This is a genomic window from Sinobaca sp. H24, assembly GCF_023845525.1.
The window spans coordinates 202,471-220,866 of sequence record NZ_JALBWT010000004.1 but is presented as its reverse complement, the minus strand read 5'-3'; the positions used below and the strand labels follow the sequence as shown (position 1 = coordinate 220,866).

At 45.1% G+C, this 18,396-nt stretch carries 18 protein-coding genes and 2 pseudogenes; 12 read left to right on the top strand and 8 right to left on the bottom strand.

What is annotated here, in order from left to right:
* Positions 1–29 precede the first annotated feature (29 nt).
* The gene (locus MMY81_RS08395) at positions 30–1,841 is read right to left on the bottom strand and encodes an alkaline phosphatase D family protein (protein WP_252312470.1); all 1,812 of its coding nucleotides are present in this window, start codon (positions 1,839–1,841) and stop codon (positions 30–32) included.
* Between the two features lie 219 nt (positions 1,842–2,060).
* Between MMY81_RS08395 and MMY81_RS08390 the strand changes: the two genes are divergently transcribed.
* Together MMY81_RS08390 and MMY81_RS08385 are read left to right on the top strand one after the other, a co-directional pair.
* Positions 2,061–2,933 carry a Cof-type HAD-IIB family hydrolase gene (locus MMY81_RS08390; protein WP_252312469.1) on the top strand — a complete coding sequence of 291 codons (873 nt, stop codon included), beginning with the start codon at positions 2,061–2,063 and terminating at the stop codon, positions 2,931–2,933.
* A gap of 459 nt (positions 2,934–3,392) precedes the next feature.
* A complete protein-coding gene (locus MMY81_RS08385; RefSeq protein WP_252312468.1) occupies positions 3,393–4,646 on the top strand; it encodes a Glu/Leu/Phe/Val family dehydrogenase in 1,254 nt (417 codons plus the stop codon).
* A gap of 88 nt (positions 4,647–4,734) precedes the next feature.
* Here MMY81_RS08385 and MMY81_RS08380 read toward each other — a convergent pair whose 3' ends face one another.
* On the bottom strand, positions 4,735–5,628 hold the full coding sequence (locus MMY81_RS08380; RefSeq protein WP_252312467.1) for a YsnF/AvaK domain-containing protein: 894 nt from the start codon (positions 5,626–5,628) through the stop codon (positions 4,735–4,737).
* A 264-nt stretch (positions 5,629–5,892) separates the two neighbouring features.
* On the opposite strand from MMY81_RS08380, the gene MMY81_RS08375 reads away from it, so the two are divergent.
* A complete protein-coding gene (locus MMY81_RS08375) occupies positions 5,893–6,363 on the top strand; it encodes a universal stress protein (RefSeq protein WP_252312466.1) in 471 nt (156 codons plus the stop codon).
* Here the strand turns inward: MMY81_RS08375 and MMY81_RS08370 are convergent.
* Positions 6,350–7,444 carry a CapA family protein gene (locus tag MMY81_RS08370; RefSeq protein ID WP_252312465.1) on the bottom strand — a complete coding sequence of 365 codons (1,095 nt, stop codon included), beginning with the start codon at positions 7,442–7,444 and terminating at the stop codon, positions 6,350–6,352. The genes MMY81_RS08375 and MMY81_RS08370 overlap by 14 nt on opposite strands.
* Positions 7,445–7,626: 182 nt before the next feature.
* Between MMY81_RS08370 and MMY81_RS08365 the strand changes: the two genes are divergently transcribed.
* The 7 genes and pseudogenes from MMY81_RS08365 to MMY81_RS08335 all read left to right on the top strand — a co-directional run bounded on the left by MMY81_RS08365 (position 7,627) and on the right by MMY81_RS08335 (position 13,090).
* Positions 7,627–8,523, top strand: coding sequence for a universal stress protein (locus MMY81_RS08365; RefSeq protein WP_252312464.1), 897 nt, complete (start codon positions 7,627–7,629; stop codon positions 8,521–8,523).
* A 24-nt stretch (positions 8,524–8,547) separates the two neighbouring features.
* Positions 8,548–8,829: a universal stress protein gene (locus MMY81_RS08360; RefSeq protein ID WP_252312463.1), complete on the top strand. Its 282-nt coding sequence runs from the start codon at positions 8,548–8,550 to the stop codon at positions 8,827–8,829.
* Positions 8,830–8,873: 44 nt separating this feature from the next.
* The gene (locus MMY81_RS08355) at positions 8,874–8,993 is read left to right on the top strand and encodes a universal stress protein (protein WP_252312462.1); all 120 of its coding nucleotides are present in this window, start codon (positions 8,874–8,876) and stop codon (positions 8,991–8,993) included.
* Between the two features lie 146 nt (positions 8,994–9,139).
* Positions 9,140–10,977, top strand: a pseudogene (locus MMY81_RS08350) (UbiD family decarboxylase).
* A 108-nt stretch (positions 10,978–11,085) separates the two neighbouring features.
* A complete protein-coding gene (locus MMY81_RS08345; RefSeq protein ID WP_252312461.1) occupies positions 11,086–12,039 on the top strand; it encodes a ribose-phosphate diphosphokinase in 954 nt (317 codons plus the stop codon).
* Between the two features lie 215 nt (positions 12,040–12,254).
* Positions 12,255–12,668 (top strand): universal stress protein, encoded by a 414-nt coding sequence (locus MMY81_RS08340; protein WP_252312460.1) that lies wholly within the window; start codon positions 12,255–12,257, stop codon positions 12,666–12,668.
* Positions 12,665–13,090, top strand: a complete 426-nt coding sequence (locus MMY81_RS08335) for a universal stress protein (RefSeq protein ID WP_252312459.1) — start codon at positions 12,665–12,667, stop codon at positions 13,088–13,090. The genes MMY81_RS08340 and MMY81_RS08335 overlap by 4 nt, the downstream gene beginning before the upstream one ends.
* A gap of 217 nt (positions 13,091–13,307) precedes the next feature.
* Here MMY81_RS08335 and MMY81_RS08330 read toward each other — a convergent pair whose 3' ends face one another.
* Entirely contained in the window at positions 13,308–13,649 is a 342-nt protein-coding gene (locus MMY81_RS08330) for a hypothetical protein (RefSeq protein WP_252312458.1), read from the bottom strand.
* Positions 13,650–13,757: 108 nt separating this feature from the next.
* Positions 13,758–14,030 (bottom strand): hypothetical protein, encoded by a 273-nt coding sequence (locus tag MMY81_RS08325; protein ID WP_252312451.1) that lies wholly within the window; start codon positions 14,028–14,030, stop codon positions 13,758–13,760.
* A 212-nt stretch (positions 14,031–14,242) separates the two neighbouring features.
* Between MMY81_RS08325 and MMY81_RS08320 the strand changes: the two genes are divergently transcribed.
* A complete protein-coding gene (locus MMY81_RS08320; RefSeq protein ID WP_252312450.1) occupies positions 14,243–15,196 on the top strand; it encodes a calcium/sodium antiporter in 954 nt (317 codons plus the stop codon).
* 52 nt (positions 15,197–15,248) lie between these two features.
* Here MMY81_RS08320 and MMY81_RS08315 read toward each other — a convergent pair whose 3' ends face one another.
* Complete coding sequence (locus MMY81_RS08315) at positions 15,249–15,962, bottom strand: hypothetical protein (RefSeq protein WP_252312449.1); 714 nt, start codon at positions 15,960–15,962, stop codon at positions 15,249–15,251.
* A gap of 180 nt (positions 15,963–16,142) precedes the next feature.
* On the opposite strand from MMY81_RS08315, the gene MMY81_RS08310 reads away from it, so the two are divergent.
* A complete protein-coding gene (locus MMY81_RS08310) occupies positions 16,143–16,361 on the top strand; it encodes a hypothetical protein (RefSeq protein ID WP_252312448.1) in 219 nt (72 codons plus the stop codon).
* Between the two features lie 135 nt (positions 16,362–16,496).
* On the opposite strand, the pseudogene MMY81_RS08305 reads toward MMY81_RS08310, so the two are convergent.
* Together MMY81_RS08305 and MMY81_RS08300 are read right to left on the bottom strand one after the other, a co-directional pair.
* Positions 16,497–17,798: pseudogene (locus tag MMY81_RS08305) on the bottom strand (putative bifunctional diguanylate cyclase/phosphodiesterase).
* 129 nt (positions 17,799–17,927) lie between these two features.
* A complete protein-coding gene (locus MMY81_RS08300) occupies positions 17,928–18,245 on the bottom strand; it encodes a hypothetical protein (protein ID WP_252312447.1) in 318 nt (105 codons plus the stop codon).
* Positions 18,246–18,396 lie beyond the last annotated feature (151 nt).

Genomic DNA, 18,396 nt, shown 5'->3' with positions numbered 1-18,396 from the left:
AGGACAGCTCCTTTTCTTACGTTCTATTTTTAAAAATAAGTGTTTTTCTTCAATACGCGTATAACCGATTCGCCTTCCGGCACTTCACAGTGAAGCAGGAGCGATTTCGGAGATTCGAGTTCTTCAATCGTGTCCACCGCATAGGCTTTCCAGTCGGCTTTCGTCTCGGACAGAGTCAGAACTGCATAGCCGTGGGACGTACTATCGAAAAGCTGAATCCATGGGTTTTCTACTTTAATAATATTCTGGAATTCCGTAAACAATCGCGTGACCGGTAGTTTGATACCTTCTTTAATCACAGAGGGGACGTAGGATTCAACAGCATCCGTTGTCTCCTTTATTGGAAGCGGCACTTTTTCGAGCAGATGATCGGCGTAGTTCTTAGTGGTTTCGATCAAGTGATTGGAGCTGATCGGTCCAACCATAAATTCAACGCCGATCGGTTTGCTTTTTCCGCTGCGGTAATGTTCCTGAATATGGGACGCTTCAAATGTATGAAAATCACCGGTCAGCGCAATAAAGTTGGGAACCTGGTGGTTTGCGATAGCGCGGGCAATCGTATTCCGTTCATAGGGAAATCCGTCCCAGGAATCCAGATTAATGAAACGGCCGAGAAATTTCAGCTGTGTTACCTGAACCTGATTACCCCAGATATTCCATTTGCTTTTCGAAGAGGCAAGCTTATCGAGAAGCCACTCCCGCTGCCGGGAGCCCAGCATGGAACGTTCACTGCTTTCCCTCTCTGCGCAGCCGTCTGTAAAGTAGCGGTCGGCCGGTTCGTTTCCGCATGGAAAGGAGTCCCGGTACAAACGCTCATCCATCATATAGATGCCGGCAAGACTGCCAATTTCTATATGACGGTATACGGCGAGCGTACTTTCAGCACCATCCTCTGTCTGGTACGTAAACCGGCAGGGCATGTGCTCAAACCAGGCCTGGTTTGCAAAAGAACGGCGTTCCATATTCGGCTCCAGATCATCATCCGGAGCGACACCCGGGTAGTAGGTGTCATTTGCGTATTCATGGTCATCCCACACTGCTACCATGGCGTGCCGTTCATGAAGACGCTGCAGGTGAAAATCGGTACGATACGTTTTATAGAGCTGTCTATAGTCTTCCAGCGTATACGCGGTAGGACTGCCGCTTGGCAGATCAACCTCACGAAAGTTATCCGGAGCCTGGTAATCGGCGTTGCCCGTAACTTCGTATACATAATCGCCCAGGTGTATAAAAAAGGCAATGTCTTCTGCCGCCAGGTGAGTAAACGCCGTAAAGTGTCCATTCGTGTAATCCTGACATGAGACATGACCGATGGAAACCTCTTTTATTTCGTCCTCCGCCCCGGGGAGCGTCCGACAGCGTCCAACAGGACTGATCCATCCATTTTTTGTTATAAACCGGTAGTAATAGGTGCTGTCTTTTTCCAGATATGTATCCGTATCTATCCGGACCACATAATCATGCTCGCTCCAGACTGGAGCGAGTGCCCGCAGCACCGGAACAGAAAAGTCGTCTGTCTGCGCAATCTCGACCAATACAAATACATCCTCCGCTGCGCTGTCGGTTAAGCGGGATAGGTCGCTTTTCCAGGTTTCGGCCTCCGCGTTGACTTTCTTATTTGAAGCTCCTTCTATATAAGAAGGGTCAATTCTTGTCCAGAGAATCATGCCGCTTGATGTCGGATCGCCGGAGACGACAGATTGGGGAAAAACGTTCTCAGAATAGCTCGATGCCGAATAAAAAGGATACAGATTTTCTGTTACAGGAAATATCGTGCCTTCCAGAAAATAAGAGGAAAAGGGATGGCCTTTTTTAAATATATAACTGCCGTACTCATTCAATACAGAGCGCTCCTTTGAAAAACTTCATTTGTCTATAAATGAGTTTACTACAGATAGCCGGAGGACTCTACAAACTCCTATTGGAAATTCACGACATCGCAGCGGATTAGATATACTGCCGGAGGGAATAGAAACAAATACGGGTTTGGTTCTTTGTTATACTAATAAAGATGGGAATAATAATGAATAGAAAAAGAAATCAATAGGAGTGGAAAAGAAATGAAAACAAAAGCAATCTTTCTGGACATGGATGGAACGGTGCTCGACAGCCAGAATAAAGTCAGCCTTACGATCAAAAAGGTAATTGACCGGCTCCGGAGCCAGGGGCTGTATGTATTTATAGCAACAGGCAGATCGGCGATGGAAGTAAAGTCGCTTGTGCCGAAAGGATTCGAAGTAGATGGAATCGTTGCTTCCAACGGCATGGAAGGCCATATTAACGATGAAATACTGTTTGAGCATTCGCTGCCGCTGGACCTGGTCGAAACGATTATTGCAGAAGCTAGAAAAAAGGAAGTCTACTACGAACTGTTTCCTTACAATGCCCCACGCATTATGATGGCGGAGGATCAGGCTTTTATTGAAAGAGCAGTAGAGGACCCAAAGCCTGAGGAAGTGGAAATTAATGAATGGCTCTCCCGGAAGCAGGCGGTCCGGCAGGATATCGTCTGGACGGAAACGCTCCCGGAACAGGCCGGCTATTCCAAATTTTACTTCTTCTCCAGAACGACCGGGCATATAGACGAATGGAAAGCAGAGTTGGAGCGCTTAAAGGAACATACCAGCTTTACCACGTCGACTTCTTCCTCGCACAACGTCGAAGTGATGTCTGCCGGCATTAATAAAGCGAGCGGTATAAAAGAAATGGTGGAGCGGTACAACCTTTCCCAGGAAGATACGCTGGCAGTAGGAGACAGTCACAATGACCTCCCCATGTTTGAATATGTTCATCATGCCGTAGCTATGCAGAACGCAGCCGATGATATAAAGGCGATTGCCGATGAAGTCACTGAATTCACCTGTGACGAAGACGGAGTAGCGGCCTATCTGGAGCATACTTTTTTAAAAAACAAGGCAGATCATAAAGCGTAGAGGCTGTGGAAAAAAAGATAAAGCAGGTGATCACATTTTTCTTTTAACGTGTCCCTACTGCGGATATAAAATTCCGTTATGGAAGCCAAAGTGGCGAAGACGGGACGTCCGCCCATGGGAATTAAAATGTCCGACATGTGACCGGGTAAGCAGATACAGCAGATCCCTGCTTATTTTTCAGGGGATATTTTTCTTTTATTAATATTTGTCATCATGCCGTTTATTAATATCACTTCGGAATCTCTTTGGGAAGCATACTTGTACGGTTTGATTTTAATTCTTGTACTTATCCCGGTTTACTGGAAGCTTAACCGATTGGAAAAAAAGTAATAACAGCCTGGAGTAGATTAGCCTTCCCTGAAAAGTGGTAATAGTACAAAGAATACCTTTTACCATTTCATTACCTTTTGTCACAAGATAAAGAAACAGAGGCATGAAGGAAATAAGGAGAGTAGACTAATGACAGAAAAAGAACAGGGACCGCTCGATGTTGTGTTTGAACAAATTAAAGAGGCGTCCCGGACAATGAAACTAAAAGACAGTGTGCAGACATTGCTGTCTCACCCTAAACGAAAAGTAGAAGTATCGTTTCCAGTCGAAATGGATGATGGCCATACGCAGCTTTTCAAAGGATACCGGACCCAGCATAATGATCTCCTGGGACCATTCAAAGGCGGGATCCGGTTTCATCCGTCCATGACCGTGGAGGAATCACAGGCTCTGGGCACTTGGATGACGTTTAAATCGGCTCTCGTGCAGATTCCACATGGTGGAGCAAAAGGCGGCGTGGCATGCGATCCGTCGATGCTGAGTGATCGTGAGCTGCGGGAAGTAAGCCGGGGCTATATGGAAGCATTCTCCGACTTGTTCGGAGCGGGCCGGGACGTGCCGGCGCCTGATGTATATACGGATCCAAAAACGATGGGCATTATGATGGATACGTATTCAAGAATTGCCGGCAGGCACGAAGCAGGTGTTATCACAGGAAAACCTCCGCTGGTCGGCGGTTCAAAAGCAAGAGGCGCCGCTACTGCGCAGGGTGCCGTTTATGTTATTGAGCAGATGCTTGAGAAAATGAACCAGGCTCCGGAACATACGCGGGTAGCCGTTCAGGGCTTTGGCAATGGCGGCCAGATCGCAGCACGCCTGCTCTACGACAAAGGCTTCAAAGTTGTCGGAGTCAGCGATTCTAAAACGGCCCTGTACGATAAAGAAGGACTTGATATTCCCAAAGCCCAAGAAGTAAAAGAGAACAACGGGCTGAAAGAATACGGGGCAGAATTTCTTCTCGACAGCAGTGAGGACGTGCTGTACGTGGATACCGATATTTTGATCCCGGCCGCCATGGAAGGCGTTATTACGAAAAATAATGCGTCCCGTATTAAAGCAAAGCATATAATGGAACTGGCAAACGGGCCGACTACCCCGGAAGCCGACCATATGCTAAAAGAGAAAGACCAGCATGTTTATCCGGATATCCTGGTGAATGCCGGAGGAGTGATCGTGTCTTATCTCGAATCGGTGCAGAATCATATGAACTATTACTGGGAAGAAGACGAAATAAACGAGCGGATGAAAACGTTTATTTTGCAGGCTTATGAGAACACCGAAGAAACTGCTGCATATTATCAGACGACCTATCGGAATGGCGCGATGATCTTTGCGATCCAGAAGCTGGAACAGGCACTGGAATTCAGAGGATATATTTCATAACAGATCCCAGACTATCATGCGGAAAACAAAAAAAGCAGCCCTGCCTCCTTTTAAAGGACACGGGGCTGCTTTTTTATGATTTCATTGTTTAGTTGTCATTTCCTTTTTTGTTCTGAAGCGGATGCACGGAAGGGTCTTCGTTTTCTGTCGTTTGGCCCTCGTCTTTAATACGGGCTTCTTCCCGTTTGACGTGTTCTGTCTCTTCTTCGGTTTCCTGGATTTTTCTTTTGCCTACCACGACTTCATCGGTAACGACCGAGGTTTTTTTTACCTCAACCTCCTCATCTGTGAGGCGCATACGGACTTCATCGTGGTCTTCTCCTATTTCCCCGGGGGCTGCTGTTTCGCTGCTGTCGACCGGGCGCTTTTCAATAAAAGCTTCTTCCCGCTGAACCGGTACGGAGACTGTTTGTTCTTCCTCTACTACCTCTTTAGTTACGCCGACTTCTCCTTTATCAACTTTTTTCTTCGTAACGTCCAGCTGTTCTTCACGAAGCGGCATGACCTGCTCCTCGATGGATTCGTTTTGTACGGTAGAAGCTTTAGGAGCTGTATCCGGTTCGGCCGTTGTATATTCATTGCCGGGAGGAGGTACTTCCTGCTCGTCGATGGGAGCTGTATCTAAAGAATGGGTAAGAACAATAATACTTCCCTTTTCTACAGCGGACGCATTTGAATCGGCTTCTGCTTCGGAGAGCCCCAGCTCCTGAAGCGTGGCACTTGTATGCGTCGTTGAATCGGTATCGGAAGAACTGCCTTTGAACATATTTTTTAACCCATCCATAAAGCCGGTGTTTTCTTTCTCCTGCGTTTGTTCCACATTCGCCTGAACACCGGTTTCTTTCGAAATAAAACTGCCTTCTTTTTCATCATTTAAGACGATGGAAATATTGTCAGATAGGACGCCTTCCTGCTTTAAAGCGGCTATAGCTTCGGCCGCCTGCTGACTGTTTTCGTATACTCCGTACACAGCTGCTGTCATGATAGTGCCTCCTTATTATATCGTGCATAATCCTTTTATCCTTTAACGTCATAAACAAATGGATATAGTACTGGAATTGCCATTTCCTGCCGTAATCAAACCTATATCCGCTATAGTTGAACATATAGACCCATATTCGATATCTTTTACTGCAGAACGGGAGGATGCGAATGACTGAGTGATTTACATCACATTGCCGGAAGGCGAAACCTATTATAATAAAGGGAGAACATCAGTCCTAATGACAGAAAAGGGGGACCGTATATGAGCGCTATTTATCACACCATCCTTGCAGCAGTAGATGGATCAGAGGAAGGGTATTATGCATTTAGAAAGGCAGTCAGCCTGGCAGGAAAAGAAGGGGCAGAGCTTATTATCTGCACGGTAGTAGACGAACGCTCTTACACAGGAATTGAGTACAGCCCGGCTATTTTTGCAGGTTTTGAAAAATATGCCAAAACGCTTTTAGCAGAATACAAAACCCAGGCACAGGAAGCGGGGGTTACGAAGGTTACCACCAGCCTGGAATTCGGCTCTCCACGGGTGAAAATCCCAAAATCAGCAGCTCCGAAGTTTAACGTGGACCTGATTATCGCCGGTGCGGCCGGAACCGGTGCTGTGGAAAGGCTTATTCTTGGAAGCGTGTCGGAGCACATTGTGAGAAGAGCCTCATGTGATGTGCTGATTGTACGCAAAAAGAAAGGATACGAAGAAGCCCTGGCTATGACTCCGTAACGTATCCATTTTCATCTATTTCAGCATTTATTGAAATATCTTCAAGGTACTGAAACATCTGTTGTTTTTCCTGGCCTTCAACCGGTGTAATTTGGTTGTTTTTAATCTGATAGGGGGCGAAAGCAAGACTTGTTTCTTCTTCTGTAAAAGTTAAGTGAAGCACGCCTGTCTCGGCAGAGTGGCCGCTCACGTAGTCGGGAAAAAGAAAATTCCCAAGCGAATAGGCAATAGGAACGCCGTCATAAAACTCAAATCCCTGCAGCCAGTGCGGGTGTGCACCTACAATGGCATCGGTACCCGTTTCGTCTACGATGCGTTCCACATATTCATGCTGATAAGCCGCCGGCGCACTGGTTTTTTCAACTCCCCAGTGGAAATTAACGACCAGATGATCGGCATCAACGGCCTTTTCGTGTGCCTGAATGGTTTCGATCACGTGATCAAGGTCGTAGCCATTCGTAACGCCGGGCTTTCCAGGCTGGGCCGTCCAGCTGAAATCGGGAAAAAAACGCGTGAAAGACAGAAAAGCGACCGTGCTGCCGTTAATTTCGACTATTTCTGCTTCATAAGCTTCTTCACTGGATCTTCCGGCACCGATATAAGCAATCTCTTTCGTTTCCAGGGCATCTATCGTGTCCAGCAGTCCCTGCTCGCCATAGTCCATCATATGATTGTTGCCGAGATTAACCATATCAACGTGGGCAGCTTTTAACGCATCCAGAGATTCCAGCCTGCTTTTAATCCAGAACAGCTGGCCGTCAGTTTTTGTTTCCCGCTCCGTGATGGTACTCTCCAGGTTCACCATGCTGTAATCGGCTTTTTCAAATTCATTATGTACGTACTCAAATGGATAATCATACCCTTGCTCATCTAGAACCGGCCGCAGGTCCCAGTCAAACATTGTGTCTCCCGCAAAAGCGATCGTAAGAGGACTGGCTTTCGGTACAGCTTCCAGCGCGTTTGCTGTTTTTTCAGCCGGAATGGAAGGAACTTGTTGATCAGAAGGATCTGCAGTATTACTGCCGCACCCCGCTGCAGTTAAAAGAAGCCCGGCTCCTACTAAAGAAAATAAATACTTCAATGAAACGCCTCCTGGCTGTGTAGTGATGGTAAACATAAGGATCTTTTGTCAAAAGAAGGAATCAACATGTCGACATTATAAAGGAATATAAGCTGAAATACCTGTGCTGAAGTACCTGTGACAAACCTATGGATACTTTTCCATACGATACATTAATTAAAAACCTATTATGAGGAGGATACATGATGAAAACAGCTTACGAACGCATATTAGTAGCGGTGGATGATTCCTCAGAGTCCAAAAACGCGCTTCGCAAAGCAAGTGAAATCGCAAAAATGAACAATGATGCGAAGCTTATCATTACACATGTCGTGGATGAAGCCGCCTACGCCGGAGTCCAGACGTTTCCTGTTGATTTTTTTAAAGAGGCAGAGGAACGGGGCAAAGAGCTGCTCCATGACATGGAAAGCGACATGATGGATGCCGGGCTTACGAATATCGAAACCATTCTCGACCGGGGAAATCCTAAGGTTCTTATCCCAAAAGAAATAGCCGTAGCGCAGAAGGCGGATTTAATAGTAGCAGGCGCATCAGGAGCGGGCACAGTAGAGAAGTTTGTTATTGGAAGCGTGTCGGCAGGTATTGCCAGACATGCCACGAGTGACGTGCTTATCGTCAGGAAAAAAGCGGACGGCTATCCATATGTGTCCATCCTGCTGGCGGTGGACGGCTCTGAATCGGCGCACCGTGCATTCAAAAAAACCGTTCATCTGGCTAAATTGGAAAAAGCTGAATTAACAATCGCCCACGTTATCAATAAAAGAATGCTGTCAAATGTGACAAAAAACAGCAAAGAAGCGCTGCAGTCCATGGAAGATGCCGGCTGGAAAATGCTGACCGATTACAAACAGGAGGCAGAAAGCGAAGGGATTTCTCCAGTCAGGGTGGAAGTAGAACACGGGGCTCCTAAGATGGTACTAGCAAGAAGCGTGGCACCCAGACATCATGCCGATCTTATTGTATCCGGGGCGTCAGGACTGCGCAGCAGAGAGCGGTTCTTTCTGGGCAGCGTATCGGAAGGTATTACTAGAAGAGCGGGATGTGATGTGCTCGTGGTAAGGCAGCCGGTGCAGGAGTAAACAAAACTATAAGGGGGACTCTATATGACACAGATGTACAAACGAATCCTGGCAGCGGTAGATGGATCCAGCGAATCCAAAGCGGCGTTTCAAAAAGCCAGGCGGCTGGCCGAACGCGAAGGTGCTGAACTGCTGGTCTGTCACGTTGTAGATACCACCTCGTACGCGGGCATGGAGCATTACACCACGTCTTTTGTCAAAGGACTGGAAGAATACTCGCAGAACCTTTTAAATGAGTATAAAGCCGAGGCAGAGAAGGATGGAAAAGTCAAAATCATTACGATTATGGAGCATGGGTCCCCCTAAATCAAAAATCCCCAAAAGTATTGCAGGGAAATACTTTTGGGGATTTGATTGTAGCTGGGGCTGCAGGGATGGGAGCAGTCGAGCGGTTCGTCCTTGGAAGTGTCTCCGAACAAATCACAAGAAGAGCGGTCTGCGATGTACTAATTGTCCGTGCAGATAAATGATAAATCAGCGCTGCCGGCAGTAAATGCCGGCGGCTTTTTTATATGACAAATCAATGAACAAAGCACGCTTTCCCATCTAAATCAAAGACAGTGTCCGGTAAGACAGGTATAATTAGAACTAATCATAAAAATAGGAGACGTGACTTATGTATCCAACCCTGGAAGACTGTATTAATGATTTAGAAAAGAATGGACGCCTCATCCGGATTAAAGAAGAAGTCGATCCCCATCTGGAGCTTGCATCCATACATATGCGTGTAAACGCGGCAGGTGGTCCTGCTTTACTATTTGAAAATGTAAAAGGGTCAAAATACCGGGCTGTATCCAACTTATTCGGCGATTTGGAAAGAAGTGAATTTATTTTCCGGAACACGCTGGAAACGACGCAGCGTCTGATTTCCCTGCGCAGCAATCCGGTCGCTGCATTAAAGCAGCCAATAAAAAACTTCAGCTCCGGAGTGGCCGGTTCCAAAGCGCTCCCTATGAAGAAAAAGGAAAAAGAAGTAGACGGATTTGACGAAATTCGTATTGAGGATCTGCCGCTGATTAAACATTGGCCGGATGACGGCGGAGCTTTTGTTACGCTTCCTCAGGTTTACTCAGAGGATCCGGAAAAACCGGGTATTATGAATAGTAACCTCGGCATGTACCGGGTACAGCTGGATGGCAATGATTTTGAAACAAATAAAGAAATCGGTATGCACTATCAAATTCACAGAGGCATCGGGGGCATCAGGAAAAAGCCAACCGCCTCGGGCCAGCCGTTAAAGTAAGTATTTTTATAGGGGGTCCGCCTTCCCATACCCTCTCCGCCGTCATGCCGCTGCCGGAAGGATTAAGCGAAATGACTTTTGCCGGTCTTCTGGCCGGGCGTCGTTTCCGTTATACGTACGCAGACGGCTACTGCATCAGCCTGGATGCTGATTTTGTGATTACCGGAGAGCTGCATCCGAAGGAAACCAAGCCGGAAGGGCCTTTTGGCGATCATCTGGGCTACTACAGTCTTGTACATGAGTTTCCGATGATGCGTGTGCATAAAGTATACGCCAAGCAGCAGGCGATCTGGCCGCTCACGGTCGTTGGCCGTCCGCCGCAGGAAGACACGGCGTTTGGGGACCTGATTCATAAACTGACCGGTGATGCCCTAAAAGAGGAAATTCCCGGCGTGAAAGAAGTAAACGCTGTCGATGCGGCAGGAGTGCATCCGCTGCTGTTTGCCATTGGAAGCGAACGCTATACGCCTTTTCAAAATGTACAGCGCCCAGCCGAGCTGCTCACGATTGCCAACAGGATTCTTGGAACCGGTCACGTGAGCCTGGCTAAGTTTCTTTTTATTACAGCAGAGCAGGAGAAAACGCTCGACACTCATAAAGAAGTGGAATTTCTAACGTACATTATGGAACGGCTTGATCTTCACCGCGACCTGCATTTCTACACCAATACAACGATCGATACCCTGGACTATTCCGGTACCGGATTAAACAGCGGAAGCAAAGTCGTTATTGCTGCGTACGGAGATAAAATAAGAGAGCTCTGTCAGACGGTACCCGTTCATTTTGAACAGATCGATACCTTTCATAATGCACGCCTGGTGATGCCCGGCATGACTGCCGTACAGGGGCCGGAATTTACAACGTATGAAGAGGCGGAAAAGGAAACGGCTGAATTAAGCCAAAGCCTGCTGAAAAACGGAGCAATGCCGGAATGTCCGATCATTATTCTCTGTGATGACAGCACGTTTATTAGTGAAACTATCTCTAATTTTATGTGGGCTGTGTTCACGAGAAGCAACCCATCCCACGATATTCATGGGGTGAACGGCTTTTATGATCATAAGCACTGGGGCTGCGACAATATGATTATAGATGCGAGGATCAAGCCGCATCATGCGCCGCCGCTTATTGCCGATCCGGAAGTGGAGAAGCATGTTGATCGATTGTTTGAAGATGGCGGAAGTTTAAGCCACATTTCCCCGCAAAAGTGATAAAATAGAACACGCAGATAAGAAAAAAGCCCGGAAACGTCCGGGCGCGGTTATTTTCTTAAAAAAAGGCAATAACCCCAGCAGATTACAGAGAGGGGTATCACCCACATGACGTTTACGGTTAATGACAGATTTAAAATGTTTACGCTGAGTTCCAATGAGCCGCTCACAAAAGACATCGTCCGGCACTTAGGAAGTGAGCTTGGAGGAAGCAACGTACAGCGCTTCAGTGATGGAGAAATTAAAGTGAACGTGGAAGAGAGCGTGCGCGGCGGTGAGATTTATGTTGTTCAGTCTATTGCTCATCCAAGCAGTGACCACTTAATGGAATTGTTAATTATGATTGATGCATTAAAGCGGGCGTCTGCCAAGCGGATTAATTTGGTTATTCCTTATTTCGGCTATTCCAGGCAGGATCGGAAGGCACGTTCCAGGGAGCCTATTACGGCGAAGCTGATAGCGAACCTGCTTCAGGCAGCGGGAGCAACCCGTGTGATCACGATGGATCTTCATGCTCCGCAGATTCAGGGATTTTTTGATATTGCGGTGGATCACTTGCTCGGTATGCCTATACTGTCCAAGTATTTTGCGGAAAAGAAGATCGAGAATGGTGTCATAGTTGCTCCGAACAATGGAGGAGTAAAGGCTGCCCGGGAATTAGCAGACATTCTTGGTATGCCGATAGCCTTTATAGACAAAAGGCAGACAGGCCCCCGGGAATCAGAAATTGTAAACATTATTGGTGACACGGCAGGCAAAAATGCCATTATTATTGATGATCTAATAGATACCGGCAAAACGATTGCATCAGCTGCCCAGGCGCTCAAAGACAGCGGCACCGAAACAATATATGCCTGCTGCACCCATGCAGTGCTCTCAGGAAATGCGGTGGAACTGATCGAACAGGCTCCAATAGAAGAGATGGTCGTAACGGATACCATTCAAATTCCAAAAGAAAAACAGGGTAAGAATATGAAAGTTTTATCAGCGGCACCTTTTTTCGCAGAAGCGATCAGCCGCGTGCATAACAGGCAGTCTGTAGATAAGCTTTTTAAACGCTGATTAGTAGTTAAGACCGCAGGTCATGCCTGCGGTCTTAATAGAAGTATATTTATAATTTCACGTACCATATTATTTTTAAAAATTAAATAAACATCAAAAATATCAAAATCAGCAAAATAAACATCCTCCATTTAGTGTGATATGTATCACGTTCATGTTAAAAAAACTGGTATATACTAAACGTAATAAATCCACGAGAGAGGCAGGGGGAAATCATGAAGACACGGTATAAAACGATACTGGTTGCGGCAGACGGATCCGAGGAATCCCACTTTGCTTTAAAAAGAAGTATTGAGCTTGCAAAAACCAACGAAAGCAGACTGGTTATCACACACGTGGTAGATTATCGCAACTACAGCCGGATGCAGCTTTATTCACCTTACGTGCTGCCGACAGCTGAAGAAAAAGGCCAGGCTATTCTAGATGAATGCAAGGAAATTGCAGAAAAATCCGGGGTGAGCAATGTAAGTATTTCTATGCAGCAGGGTATGCCAAAATCAAAAATCCCTAAAGAGATAGCGGCGGAATTTGCTGCTGATTTAATTGTATCAGGAGCATCAGGTGCCGGGACATTCGAAAAATTTACATTGTTAGGGACGAGCCGGAGAAAACGTATCAAACGATTATGATACCAGTAGACGGCTCAGATACCGGTCTCGATGCTTTTAAAAAAGGAATTGCTATGGCAAAAGAGTCCGGAGCTTCCGTCGTTATTGCGCATGCTATGCACACGCCAATGGTATCCAGCGCTGACAATTACCGCGATCATATATTGGAAACGTTTAAAGAAAATGGAGAAAAGCTTATTAATGAGTACAGCAGAATGGCTAAAGAAGAAGGAATGGAGGAAGATAAGCTGGTTTTATCACTTCAGGCCGGATCGCCTAAACTCATTCTTCCAAAAGAAACGGCGCATAGACATCATGTTGATCTAATTATTGTAGGGGCTTCCGGTTTAAGCAGCACCGAGCGGTTTTTTCTGGGTAGTGTTTCCGAGGGAATTGCCAGGCGGGCAGCGTGTGATGTGTTAATCATTCGTAATCACCAATAGAAAGAAAGGGAATTACGTGTGGTAATTCCCTTTTACATAAATAAGTATATTTTGTGTAAATATTCATATAATCAGGTAACTAAAGAATTTATTTTATATAATAGAAGATAAGGAGGAACGTGATGTAGAATCAGTATTACATATCGACTATGCTTGAGCAGGCGGACAATAATATATCAACAATAAAAAAACGCTCCCTATACGGGAGCGCTCTGTTTTATTTATTAATTAATCCACCTTGTTCTTCTTGAAGCTGGCGGACCGCTTCTACCTGCATATCAGTTAATGAACTGTAATTGCCTTTGGAATCCAATGCCAACAGCACGGATGTGCCTTTTAGGGAGTACTTATTCGTTAAATCTCCAAAATCTTTGGATTTCATTTTATAATCGGCTTCTTCATATTGACCTTCTGAAACAAGTGCATAAATATCGAGCTCCGGGATCATTTCGAGCGTAATCGCTTCGTTTCCCGCGATATCGTAAATGTCCTGCTGTCCTTCTACAGAACGTACTTCAATTTCTTCATTTGTTTTGCTGATAATTACTTGTAAACTCATATATCTCACCCTTCTAATTGTGTGCTACTGTAGCCATTTCCGAATTACGCTTCATGTAAACATGGTATTATTAAAAAAGCAGCAGGGCATAAAAAGCCCGGGCTGCTTTCACTTCAAATAATAGTATTCTTCAGGTGTCATTACCTGTCCGCTTACCGGCAGGATGGCTTCAAACGATACAAAATAAATAGTCATATTTTCTTTAGAGGGATAGTGAGGATCTTCTTTATGGGCGAACCCTTTTCGAATTAAATCGCGCCAGTCTTCATCAGCAGCAGATCCATAATAAAAATTCTGTACAGGAACATGATGATTATCCAATCCGAGTGCTTTCTTTAATTTTCCCATCTGTGTTTCCGATAAGGTGGATGAAAATAACATAAGGGAGCACACCCTTTCGCGTGAAGTATAAACTATTTTTTATGATAGGGGTTGTGATGATTATTTTCAAGTTTTTGCTTTTCCTTTTTTTCATAGCAGCAGTTGGCAGACAGAATCGAAAGTTTCACTGGATAAATGAACAGGTATAGAAGAAAACAGTGCCTTTTCTTAAAAGGAAAGCATTCAAATAACATAGAGTGAGGGAATGCCAGGTGACTTATGTATTGCTATTAGTGGGATTTGCTTTATTAATTAAGGGAGCGGATTATTTTGTCAAAGGTGCCTCGCGCATAGCGGAAAATCTGCAGGTCAGCCCGCTGCTTGTCGGTCTGACGATTGTGGCATTTGGAACAAGCTCTCCGGAAGCTACGGTCAGTATAACGGCTGCTCTGGAGGACAATGCAGGAGTAGCGCTTGGAAACGTAGTAGGCAGTAACATTTTTAATATCACATTCGTTATTGGGCTGACTGCGCTGATCGCTCCATTAAAAGTAGAGGCAGAAACGATTCGTAAAGAGATTCCATTTACTCTGCTGGCAGGAATCGCTTTGTTGATTTTAATGAGTGATGCCGTACTGCAGACAGCAAGCACCAATATCATTACCCGCAGTGACGGTTTTGTCCTATTGCTGTTCTTTGCTGTATTTCTGTATTATATCTTTGAAGTGGCAAGAAGAGACCGCAGCGCACAGACCGCGCAGGAAACGACAGACGGCAAAGTATGGGGGAAATATATATTCCTTACGATTCTAGGACTGGCCGCTATTATTTTCGGGGGTGACCTGGTCGTGGGCAGCGCATCAGAGATTGCAGTTTCCTTTGGAATGAGCACAACCCTTGTTGGGTTGACGATTGTAGCAATTGGAACCTCTCTGCCGGAGCTGATTACTTCTGTAACGGCTGCGTTAAAAAAAGAGGGAGGAATAGCCATCGGCAATATCGTCGGCAGCAACATATTTAATATCTTTTTTGTCCTTGGTGCCGCCTCTGCTGTATCTCCGCTTGCAGTTGACAGCAAAGTGTTTTTTGATATCATTTTGATGATTATCCTGACCGTGGTGCTGCTCGTATTTTCCAGAACGAGCTATACGATTGGACGAAAAGAAGGAGTCACGCTTGCAGTCGCTTATATTTTATACATGATTTATATTATTATTCGAAATTAGACTAAACCAACCCCGACAGCTCCTGAAAAGAGCGGACGGGGTTGGTTTTTTATTACCAGCTTAATATCGAGCTTAAGATTGTAATGGTGGCTGCGTAAACTACGGCAGCACCGAGAAAAATATAAAGGTGTGTATGCTTCTCCGATGGCATTTCCTTGCTGATAACATTAAAAATCATGGCGCCGGACGTAAAAGCAATCATCGAATCCACATAAAGACCGGTAGATGGGCCAAACACGCCGGCAGCACAGCCTCCGATGGTTGCCGCTGCCAGGATGAACCGTCCATATCGAAGATGAAGCGGTTTGTTCTCTAGGGATAAGTTATAGGAGATGCCGATAAAATGAAGACCAATAGCGGTTCCGTAAAACAGGGCTTCGACTGTTTTTACATCAGACGAAACAACGATGTAGGTGACCATAAAGGTATAAGCCGCGAAAAAACCTGCTTCCACAAAATAAAAACGGGTCGCGCCATGCGTTTCATCCTTACGGTAATCCGCTAATTTGTAGATGGTAAAATAGACAAGCAGGCCAAGCAGTCCCAGTACATACAGCTCTGAGCCCAGAGGGGCTTCACCACCCAGTTTATTCTGCTCATCATGAAGGGTGGGCAGAATATAAACAAATACATAGGCAATCGCTACGCCACCACATAGCGAAAGCCAGCGGGACGTAGATAGTTTCGTTTTGGAAATAATCTGGCTTGCAAACAGCTGAATCAGCAAGAAGCCAATTCCAATAATTATAGAATCTATCGTAATCATATTTGGATGTCGTCTCCTTTTTTTATACAGCCAATTAAATATAGCATATCCCTTTCCATAAAAAACAAGAAGGAAGTCCTTTTTTCTAAAAAAATCTGTATGAAACAATGGCTGTACGACGCGTTTTTAGTACGATATACTAAATATGTAAAAAAGTTCTAAACGAAGAGGGAGGCTTTTATGCCTATATGCAGAAGCTGCCGCAGAAAATGGAAATACAAGCAGACCCTTTCCAACCTAAGTCGTTCGGGGAATCAGTGGGATTGTCCTTTTTGCGGGGAAACCCAGTATCCGACGTTCACCTCTATGATCCGCTTTGCCTTATTGTACTTTGTGGCCGCCGCCAGCCTGCTGGTATTTGTGTTATTAATTTATCATTTGTTCAAGTGGCAGGTGTAATAACAGTAAGTTATGTCCTAGTCTTTTTGATTTTTCCTTTTGCTCTTCGTCTCAGCAGCTATAAGGAATCTCCTTTATAAAAACAGCCGCGCAGAGACTACCTGCGCGGCTGTTTTTATAAATGTGAAGGATAGGTTATACAACATCTCCTTGTAAATACTTAGAGGCAAATGCTTCGGGCAGCATTGGCTTGTCAAAATAATAGCCCTGGCCAAACAAACAGGCATTTTCTTTTAAAAAGGCCAGCTGTTCTTTTGTTTCAATACCCTCTGCGAGCGGTACAATATCCATTGATTCCGCTAATCGAATAATCGCTTCGATGATTTTTTTGTTCGAGGCGGCATCCAGATTCATAGTCAGGGATTTATCAATTTTGATCATATCAACTGGAAATGAAGCTAAATATTAAAGAGAAGAATATCCGGTACCGAAATCATCGAGTGCGATTTGAACACCTTCTCGTTTCAGTGTGCGCAGCAGATCAAGTGACTGCTGTTCCTGGCGGATAATCATGCCCTCGGTGATTTCAATATTAAGCTGGGAGGGTGGAATTTGGTAATCGTGAAGAAGCGTAATGATATTTTCAGCCATCTGCCCGTCCTCAAACTGCTGCGGAGAGATGTTGACCGCAAGTTGAAAGTCGTCTTTCCGCGATTTTATCCAGTCCCCGGTCAGGCGAAAGCTTTCTTCCAGCACCCAGCTGCCAATGTCTCTCATCAGGCCGGCGTTTTCTGCGATAGGAATAAACTCAAAGGGAGAGACAGCTCCCAGATAAGGGTGCGTCCAGCGGAGCAGGGATTCGGCACCAATTATCCGGTTTGTCCCCAGTTCAACCAGCGGCTGGAACATAATGTGGAACTGCTCTTTTTTTACCGCCTGCTTCAACTCGTTTTTTATAAAGAAGTTTCTCGTGTAGGTCCCCAGTATATCCTCCTTGTAAAACTCCACTCGGTTTTTACCTTTATCTTTTGCCCCATACATAGCCATATCGGCTTTATTCAAAAGGTCTTCCATGACGTTTCCATCTTCCGGATACATGCTGACCCCGGCACTGAACGTGAAAAATATCTTATCTCCTTCAATAATCATTCCGTCGTTATGACACTCTTTATGAATATGATCGAAAATATCATGAATATATGCTTGAGTAAGGGGTATGTTTTCCTGGGGGATCAGCACAACAAATTCATCGCCTCCGATTCTGGCAACCGTGCTCTGTGGGGGAAGATAAGTGGTTAGACATTGGCTGATTGACTGAAGTGCTTTGTCTCCAGCGGCGTGTCCGTATATGTCGTTTATCTCTTTAAAGTAATCAAAATCCAAATAAAGAACCGCTATTCGGGAGTGGGTGGTACTGTAACACGGAAAATGATCAAAAATATAAGAACGATTGTATAAACCTGTCAGCCTGTCTGTTATTAAGGCATCTTCAAGCATTAGACTCTGATTGACAATAAACCCAAGCATTTTCATCAGCCGTACATGTTCCTCCGCAAAATGATACGGATCGAGATCCAGAACGCAGAGGCTTCCGACAATAACTTTTTCTTCTGTATAAATAGGAACTCACATTAAAGAGCCGGTGCCCACCAGCCGGGTAACCGGATGGTCTTTCGTGAGCGGGTGAAGACTTAAATCATTAATAACGAGCGGGTTTTCTCCACTCCGCGTAACCACCTGGCAGAACTCGTGGCGGTAATCCCGGATTTCGCCTTCTTTTAGCAGCTTATGCCTGCGATTGAAAACGCGTCTTATCGTGTTAACGTTTCCATCGGTAGTGGAAAAAAATATTGTATTTGCCTGCAGAGAAGCGCTTAAATAATCAATTGCTTCCGACACAATGTGATCCAGCTTTTCTGTATAATTAATTTCCATATAAGGCATTATCGTTTCTCCTTCAAACTCTAAATTAAAGCAGAATGGATATAATATTATATTTCTACCATAATTTGAGAATATAGTTAAGTATATTCTACCACAGTGAACGAAATAAAATGTAGGAAATGATTCATATCTTGAAGATCATGATATAATA